This window comes from Desulfobacterium sp. N47 (assembly GCF_051233685.1).
Lineage (GTDB): Bacteria > Desulfobacterota > Desulfobacteria > Desulfobacterales > RPRI01 > RPRI01.
On the sequence record NZ_JBAMMY010000166.1, the window covers coordinates 1 to 8,452 of the forward strand.

An 8,452-nucleotide genomic window follows, 5' to 3' on the forward strand; every position below is an offset into this window, starting at 1 on the left:
CATTTAGGACAAATAAATCCTTCTGGCCAGCGAGTTTTGAGCAGCCAGGCATAACAGTCATCTTCACTCTGAAAGTCTTCCTGGAAAATCAACCAACTCATTTCCCCATAATTTGGCTTAACCCCAATATTGCTGCTCATGGTGTTTATTATAAATAATTGGGTCAGCTAAGTCAATAGGCCAAAACAAAAAATACATAATAAAGGAAAACCAAAATGTTCAAAACGTCTATATGCCCTCATTGTCATAAGATATTAAGCGTAAGTCTTGACCCACTTGCGCTGAAGGCGGATATCGTTTTATAACAAATCAATGAGCCCAACGCCGAGTAAGTTACGTTTTTGAATCCATTAACGGCGGCGGCGTGGGTTATTTCCGTCGTTGGGCATGAGACCCGACGGAGGTAAAAATGAACAAAAGTAACGTTGTAAACAGTGTTTATGTCTTTTTAATTCTGCTTGTGATTGTCATGATTACCGGATGTGCGCCAACGTCGTCGGAGACGCAACCCCAGCCTACGGCCCACTTTACAGGGACTTCGCGGGATGGACAAATGGTGGGTCAACTCACCGCGATTTCACGGTATGGACAGGGGCCGGTGTCCGGGGAAGTGCTCCTGCCCGATTCTTCGGAGAACCGCCAGTCGTCGCAACAAGCTCGGGCTAATATGCGCACGCCGGACCAGGCTGAGTGCACGGCCGACCAGATTGTCGCCGCCGCGGCGGTTATGGAACCGCTACGGCAGTCCATCCTTACAAAACTGACCAAGATGGAGTCCGGAAGTTGGGTTTTGATTCACAGGGGAGCCTTGCCCGTCGTCAATTTCGTCCCGGCCCCTCAGAGTGGGCTTCTGGTCCGCCGAGTGCCAGGCGATGGTTCCGAGGCGAGATACGAAGCTTGGAACTGGCGCAAGGGCGAACCCTGCCCGGCACAGCTTGTGCTTCTGTCTGAGTAGCACGCTCACATTGGGAAGGGCTTTACCATGACTCCTCGATCTTCGATCTGGCTGGCAGCTGTGCCGCTGCTTCTGGTGGTGATGTTCCTGGTGGCCGTACTTGTCGCTTCGCCCAAGGAGCGAGAGGGAACCTTCGTGATGGTTCAAGGTCGAGGGGCGAGGGTCACCCCAGAACAGAATGCCGACTTTCTCCAGAACCTGCGAGACGAAGGCTGCAATGTTCCGACGTCCATGATCGATGAGGCCCGGCAGCGAGCGTCCGCCGCCCTGCGCCAACAGAGAATGACACGAATGTTGTACGCGATGGCGGGCGTGTCATTCGTGGTGGGTGTTCTTGTCTTTTTCTTCACCAGCGGTTTCCGCGTGGCCAAGAATCGTATGGTGTGGATTCGACACCTGGGCCACGGCCCACTGCTCATATTTTTGAGTTTGGCCTTGGTCTGTAAGCTGTGCGCAGGGTGTGATCGTGGTGAAGAACCCAAGACAGAAGCCCAAGCGAGTTTCATGCCGGCCAGCAAGCTCTACCAGGTGTCATTTCCTGTTTCCCCCTCCGCTGTCGTTACGTCGGGTGGTCTTGAACTTGATCGTGCCACTGCGGATGAGTTTGTCCAGGAGCATAGCAGAAATGGTTTATGGACGTACTTCTATGACCCTGATTTGAGTAATGGGACTGTCGGTCTTGACCAGTACCGCAGGTACTTTGGCGACAAGCTTGCGATGATTCTTATCAAGTGGCTGCCCACGCGGGCTTCGCTGAAGTCGGATTTCGAGGCCGCTCTTCAGTACTTCCAGAAATCGACTTCACTGATCCAGGATTCGTACAAGATCACGAGCCTCGGCGGTCAAGTGGCATACAGCGTTCAGTATATCGCCACGCAGGGCGGCCGGCCGATGTACCACACGTACTTCATAGTCTGTGATGGCAACCGGACGTACGAGATCGTTCATTTGTATGAGGGCGGGTTTGATGACCCTGATAAGACGGTGGAGAAACTGGTCGATCTGGCCTTCCAGCAACTCCGAGGATAACTCTGCGACACAAAAGGGGCTACGCATGAGAGCGCGATGGTTCAATGGGGTGAAGCACAGATGGACGAGGCTTGGTCTGGGCGTGCTTGCGGGCTACTTGCTTTCGTATGTCCTCATGAGCCTGGGCGGGCATCCGATTGTTGCCAACCATGGCGGGTCCGATTGGCGGCGGGAATGGTGCCCAAGGTTTCTTGTCGAAGCTTACGTGGCTTTCAGTGGGCGTACAAGGACCACCTTAACCCCGCTTGGCATGCTCTACTGGCCCTGTATTTGTGTGGATCATCTTCTGTGGCACAGAACCCGGGCTGAGAGTCCTTCAGCAATCTCGGGGTCAGGCCACGTGACTGTCGTTCGTCGCGAGTTTTCAATGCCCGGCTTTGAGATTGGCAAAGAGATGTTGTGCGACGCGTCAGTGTCGGTGGATGATGTCTGCCTGACCGCTTAACTATACCAGCTTGTAGGAGGTGTTTTTATGTTTCGCGACATGCTTGTTGTGAGAAGGTCAATCGGCGTTGCTTTTTTCGCAACGGCTTTGCTCATGCTCTCAGCTGGTTGTGCAACGACACGCGTGACCTCTATAATCGAGCCGCAGCTGCCGGGGAGCACGTTGAGGATCCGCCTGGAGGGGCGCGAAGATGGGAATGTAATAGCCCATGCTTTGGGCGGGCATGCCTCGAACGTCGTCATATCAGGAAACCTCGTGCTTGCTTCCTTTAGGAATACCTTTTCGTCGCAACTTGCGAACGCTCTTCAAGCACAGGGCTTTGGGGTTCTGAAGAACAAGGAGGTAGGAGAAGCGAGCGTGACCCTTCAATACGGATATAGAACCGTGGTACCCATCATCTGGACTATAACAAAGCGTGTTCCTGCACCCCCACCGCAAAGCCCGAAGGATTTCAGCTTTGATCGAGAAGTGACGGTTGGTGAGAGATTCGGCGGCATAGAGAGCCTTAGCTTTGAGATCCGTTTTTCGGATAAATCCGGTAAGCCCTTGCCGGGAATGCTGAATGTGAACAGCGCAACAAGCGGAAACTGGGACGTAGAATTGAAGGAAATGGCCCGTGAGTTGGCAAAGCGGATTAGGAAGAACGTTCCGATGGAAGTCGGTAGCCGGTGATGTCGGGTCAGGTGATCTGACAGAGGTTCTGCACGATGTATATGGATGCCAAATTGTCGTATTGAACGGCGTTCCCTCTTCACTGAAGAGGTGCACCTTTGGTGCATGAAAGATGAGACGAGGAGATATGATGAGAGAGAAGACCTTTATTGTTGTTTTGGCACTTGCTGCAATTGCATTTTTCGTAAGCGGATGTGCTACGCCTCATTTGTCCGAAACCCTCGGAAGAGACCGTGATAGTATTGCTATCACCGTTGATGGAACGATTAGAAATAGAATGACGATGGCGGAAGTCCTCGAAATAGCCGGAAAGCCTGTTGACACAACGAGTTACCGGTACGAGGAATTCGAAATGAAGGACAGCAAGAAAACCATTACGCACGTCGAGCAGATGCCTGCATGGTATTATGGCCTCCCAAAAGGGGAGGTGCAGGTGCTGTTTCGCGGTGGTAAAGTCGTGCGGCTGCTGGTTTACGAAGAGCCCAGATAATTGAATGACGACACCGGAACTCATGTTCTTGGAAACGGGCATGTGATGAAGACGATTCATTTCAAAAGCACTTTACTACTTTCCGTCCGAAGCGAAGACATCTTCATGGGCAAGCACCACACACTGACATACGACATGTCCACGTCACGATCGCATTCCATCCAGATACCTCTGCGGGACTTGATTGGTGCGGACGATTGGGTAGAGGCGTTTTTTGTCGGCTGCCTCTTGGTGCTCTTCATATCGATGGTCCTGGGCGTCGGCATTGGCGAGTTGATCAATTGGCTTTTCAGCGCGAAGATTCCCCCACGCATCCTGTTCTACATCATCGGCACGCTGTGTTTGCCGATACTGCCCTTTGCGTGCATTGCCGCCGCCGAGGAGGAGCTGATGCGCTCCCATGCAGCCAGGGAACGCTCTTGTGGTCCTGGAGATCTCCGGGTCGACGTCGTGCAGAAAACAGGTTCCTACTTCTGGCGATGATAACAGCCGATCCCGGAGACAGGAGTTCTCGACGGCAGAAGTTGAGTGGTGATTGAGATGAATCTCATAGGTATGGAAGACAAACAGATTGTTCTCCGAGTGTTAATCGTCGAGGATTCGCACGAGCGACAGGAGCAGCTTACGGATTTGTTCCGTGAGCACGCTTGGGTGCTGGTTCACACGGCGGCCCGGGCAATCCGGATGGTGAACGCGTTCGACTTCGATCTGATCGCGCTCGACTTCGACCTGGCTGGTCCGGAAAATGGGGATGCAGTCGCACAGGCGATTCCGGTTTCTCGAAATGCCGATACACCCGTCCTGATTCACTCGATGAACGTACCGGCGGCGGGCCGTCTGCGGGAATTGCTTCCCCAAGCGGTCTGTATACCGATTGCCACGCTCTTCAAGTCGAACGCGGTCGTCAAGAGCGTGCGCGAAGCGTTGCGTCATGGTGTGCCCAAAGACTGGACGTGTACCGACACTCCAGACAAAATGGACAGCTCAGTGTCGCAGGCATTCGTTACAGTCGACATGATTTGGCAGAGGTTCTATCGAAGTTGTACCACAATTGCCGGGTACCCCGATGCCTCTCACATAGGACGTAAGGAATCGCACTTCAGGATTGAGAGCAGCCCTTTCCCATCCCTTCATGATCCATTCCTTCTTGATACAGCCAGATATGCCATAGAGCCCCATTTGACGCGTGTATCGCACGATCAGATGCAGTCAATCTGTCGCGAATTGGAGGTCCTGGACTTATGGCAATGGCCCCAGGTTTCGTCACGTACCAATCCATGCGCTCTGGAGATTACCTCGTTATCTTCCTGTTCCCCATACGAGAGGAAAGACCGTCTGATTTGCTACTGCTCGCGAACTATGTATGAGCATATGCTGGCTTGCATCAAGCGGATCGTGCCAGATTTGAAGTTTGAGCGGCCAGTATTTGAGAACATACGGAGGAATCCCTAAACGCGAAGAAGTAGACTGACAAATAAAGAAAGATCGCGGTATGCAACATGAGAATAACTGGCCAGAAGGTATCGTGCAGGCTTTGGTTTTGCGGAATAAAATTGGACGCTTATTTAATGATTGCCCAACAAACGGCTGGAGGCGACGCAAAAACCGCGCGCCTCAGCCGTAGCGTTATGCTTTAAGGAAAGATATGCCAAAAAGATTTGTTAATGTAATAAGCGCTGTTATTGTAAGTGCTTGGCTTGGGGTTTGGATTTTTTCCATATCCTCCATGGCTGATAATAATACTCACATATGTGCTGAAAATGGGCCGATTGAATCCATGCAGGCATACTTGCTAGTAACGGCCTGTGTTATTTATCTTGCGACGGCTGTGCTTGGGAAGAGATTAGAAAGGCTGATTCCTCTGTTTTGTTCTCTGCTTTGTTATAGCTTCGTGCTCAGGGAAGTAGATGTTGAAACATTTAATATCCCAAATGCTCTAAAATTCATTGGGTCTGGTGTAGGACGAAATACGACAATAGCCATTGCATTTTTGGCAATAGTGTATGTCGCATTAAAAAACTATCTTTATTATAAAAGTGCAGTAGTTAGTTTTATCAAATCTAGGTCGGGTGTTTTATTGATGGCAGGAGGCGCATTTCTATTTATTGGAAGTTTTTTTGAGAAGAACGAATCAATTATTTATCATGTACTTTTTGAAGAAATGGCTGAGATTTCAGGATATTTCTTTATTTTATTATCGTCCATTGCTAGTAATTCTTTTGAGAAAAGCATAACAATTCGTTCCAGCGGACGCGATAAATCGCGCCGCTGAACTCAAACGTTGGGTAACAAAAAAATGGAATATTTTAGCGATAAAGAAAGCAAATCCAAACCCCAAGCAGTAGATTCCGTTACCCCTGCTGCTTGGGGAGGAATTGTTGCTCTCATTCAAAGCATGGTCACAACCGGGGCTTTTGGACAGCAATATCCTGAAATGTGCCCTGATGGGGATGGGCCTACTGGCACAGATGAGCAATCATTTATCCTTGCACTTAAGGCTGAAGTGCCAGATGTTGAATGGCCACTGAAAACAGAAGAAGGGAATAATTGGGAAAAGGAGGCTTGGGCACCCGAAACCATGGCGGCTTTAGATTTGATTCAATTCTGTTATCAAGCCGTCGCAAAACCAATACAGGGAGTCTATCATAGCTTTTTTCGACATCATCACTTATCTTTTGATGAAGAAGCTGGCAAAGACTCTTTTTTGGAAAGGATAAACACAATATTCCGAAGAAACGGCATCGCATATGTTTTAGAACATGATGGCTCAATAAAACGAATAATACCTGTACAATTTCAAAGTTTTATTTCGACCCATATACGAACCGGTGATTCAGTCTTGGACAACATGATTGATGATGCTCAAAAGAAATTCTTAAATCCTGATATTAAAATTAGAAAAGAGGCCATTGAACGCCTATGGGATTGTTGGGAGCGAATAAAGACAGTTGAAGACCCGAGGAATAAGAAAAAATCTATATCGATTCTCTTAGATAAAGTATCCAACGATTCTGATACTCGATCCATGTTGGAAGAAGAAGCGCGTAAATTGACTGATATAGGGAACACATTTCATATTCGCCATAGTGAGGTGACACAAATTGTAATTTCCGATAATAGCATAATTGATTATTTGTTTTACAGGCTGTGCGCCTTTATCCAAATGCTGTTATCGTCAAGATAGAACACCCAACATGGCGTTTCACTGGATTGCAGGGGGCTTCGCCGCTTTGAAAAGTTTTGGTTTAACAAAAGTATAAACATAAACAATGTTCCTGGGAATCCCCCTGCAACCAGTGAACTTGGCGTTAGCATTCAAAGGAGGTTACATTGGGCAACTGTAAATATTGTGGAAAACCGGCTGGGTTTCTTCGTAGCAAACATGCTGAGTGTGAAGAAAAGCACCAACAACGCGAACTCGTAATCCAAGGTGGTCGTCAACGAATCGCCCTTGATATCTTGCGCGCCATCAAAGGCTCAGAGAGCTTCGATAGCCTTGAAAAAACAATTACGGAAATTGAACAGTCCTCCTTTGTTCCACAGACTGAACGAAAGGCGCTACTCGCCAAAGGGTGGGAAAACTCCGTCGAACAATTTCTCGAAGATGGAATTCTGGACACAACGGAGGGAAAACGGCTCACTGAGTTTAAGGAACGGTTTGCTTTATCTCAAAGCGAACTTGACAGAAACGGGGCGCTGACAAAAACCGCCAAAGCTGCCGTATTGCGGACGTTCTCAACGGTGTAATTCCACAGCGCATGTCCATTGATGGGAATCTCCCCATCAACCTTCAAAAAGGCGAGCAAATTGTCTGGGCATTTTCCGGTTCCAAATATTTGGAAGACAAAACACGCCGCCAGTTTGTCGGCGGCTCGCAGGGTGTAAGTATTCGCGTAATGAAAGGCGTCTATTACAGGGTCGGCGCATTCAAGGGGCAAGCGGTTGAACACACCGAGCGTATCCACATTGACACTGGCTGGGTGGTTGTCACAAACAAGAATATCTATTTCGCTGGTCCGCGAAAAAGTGTCCGGCTTCCGTACAAGAAGATCGTTTCGTTCGAGCCATTTAGTGACGGTGTTGGTGTCATGCGTGATGCCGCAACTGCCAAGCCACAGATTTTCGTAACGGGCGATGGTTGGTTTACATACAACTTGGTTACCAATCTCTCACAGCTATAGTGTCTCAATGCTAACCTTTGCTTTAACGGCGACGGCAAAAAGCCGCCGCGCGTTAAGCAACCGTTCGCCTTCAAAGAAAAAACAATTATGTTGTACAAAAGCAATAAAGTGTTGCATATTGCTATTTTATATGGTATCGTTATGTAAAAAATCCTGATAGGAGGTAATTACAATGACGACCGCAGTAAGAGTTTCCAACGAGTTGGTACGGGAAGCAAAAATATTTAGCAAAATTGATCAACGATCCCTAACTGGTCAGATTGAACACTGGGCAAAAATTGGCAAATGCGCTGAAGAAAATCCTGATTTGACCTATAGCCTAATAAAGGACATCCTTATTGGTCTTGTAGAGCTTGAACAAGGTGAATCATCAGAATACAAATTCGGATAAACGCCAATGAAAATTCTACAGTCTCGACAATTTGAAAGAAATGTTAAAAAATTCACCAAACAAGAAAAAAAGTCGCTCGACAAGCAGATTTTAAAAATCGCTGACAATCCTGTCATCGGTTCGGAAAAAAAAGGCGACCTTCGAGGGGAGCGGTGGTCGGGATTGTTTGAACAGCAAAATGCTTTTTTTAAGTGATAAACTGCTTATTCAAGCTGCTGCCTCTTTCTTGGGAAATGTTTCCCAGTAGACCATATCCGGTGTTTTTTTGTCAAGTTTTTGATGCGGCCGT

General features: G+C 48.5%; 12 protein-coding genes. 11 read left to right on the plus strand and 1 reads right to left on the minus strand.

Features of this window, described 5'->3' with window-relative positions; genetic code table 11:
• On the minus strand, positions 1-128 hold a 128-nt coding region (locus VXK47_RS10750; protein ID WP_435548797.1), incomplete at its 3' end, for a transposase.
• An 854-nt stretch (positions 129-982) separates the two neighbouring features.
• Between VXK47_RS10750 and VXK47_RS10755 the strand changes: the two genes are divergently transcribed.
• The 11 genes from VXK47_RS10755 (at position 983) to VXK47_RS10805 (ending at position 8,358) form a co-directional block, all read left to right on the plus strand.
• Positions 983-1,984: a hypothetical protein gene (locus VXK47_RS10755; RefSeq protein WP_435548786.1), complete on the plus strand. Its 1,002-nt coding sequence runs from the start codon at positions 983-985 to the stop codon at positions 1,982-1,984.
• A 472-nt stretch (positions 1,985-2,456) separates the two neighbouring features.
• Entirely contained in the window at positions 2,457-3,101 is a 645-nt protein-coding gene (locus tag VXK47_RS10760) for a hypothetical protein (protein ID WP_435548787.1), read from the plus strand.
• 127 nt (positions 3,102-3,228) lie between these two features.
• Positions 3,229-3,591 (plus strand): hypothetical protein, encoded by a 363-nt coding sequence (locus VXK47_RS10765; protein WP_435548788.1) that lies wholly within the window; start codon positions 3,229-3,231, stop codon positions 3,589-3,591.
• Positions 3,592-4,074, plus strand: a complete 483-nt coding sequence (locus tag VXK47_RS10770) for a hypothetical protein (protein WP_435548789.1) — start codon at positions 3,592-3,594, stop codon at positions 4,072-4,074.
• A gap of 72 nt (positions 4,075-4,146) precedes the next feature.
• A complete protein-coding gene (locus tag VXK47_RS10775; RefSeq protein ID WP_435548790.1) occupies positions 4,147-5,043 on the plus strand; it encodes a cyclic-phosphate processing receiver domain-containing protein in 897 nt (298 codons plus the stop codon).
• A 193-nt stretch (positions 5,044-5,236) separates the two neighbouring features.
• Positions 5,237-5,863, plus strand: coding sequence for a hypothetical protein (locus tag VXK47_RS10780; RefSeq protein WP_435548791.1), 627 nt, complete (start codon positions 5,237-5,239; stop codon positions 5,861-5,863).
• A gap of 24 nt (positions 5,864-5,887) precedes the next feature.
• Positions 5,888-6,775, plus strand: coding sequence for an AbiJ-NTD4 domain-containing protein (locus VXK47_RS10785; protein ID WP_435548792.1), 888 nt, complete (start codon positions 5,888-5,890; stop codon positions 6,773-6,775).
• A gap of 146 nt (positions 6,776-6,921) precedes the next feature.
• The gene (locus tag VXK47_RS10790) at positions 6,922-7,338 is read left to right on the plus strand and encodes a hypothetical protein (protein WP_435548793.1); all 417 of its coding nucleotides are present in this window, start codon (positions 6,922-6,924) and stop codon (positions 7,336-7,338) included.
• Positions 7,339-7,349: 11 nt separating this feature from the next.
• Entirely contained in the window at positions 7,350-7,772 is a 423-nt protein-coding gene (locus VXK47_RS10795; protein WP_435548794.1) for a hypothetical protein, read from the plus strand.
• 172 nt (positions 7,773-7,944) lie between these two features.
• Positions 7,945-8,163 carry a TA system antitoxin ParD family protein gene (locus tag VXK47_RS10800; protein WP_435548795.1) on the plus strand — a complete coding sequence of 73 codons (219 nt, stop codon included), beginning with the start codon at positions 7,945-7,947 and terminating at the stop codon, positions 8,161-8,163.
• 6 nt (positions 8,164-8,169) lie between these two features.
• Entirely contained in the window at positions 8,170-8,358 is a 189-nt protein-coding gene (locus VXK47_RS10805; RefSeq protein ID WP_435548796.1) for a type II toxin-antitoxin system RelE/ParE family toxin, read from the plus strand.
• The last annotated feature ends 94 nt before the right edge of the window (positions 8,359-8,452 follow it).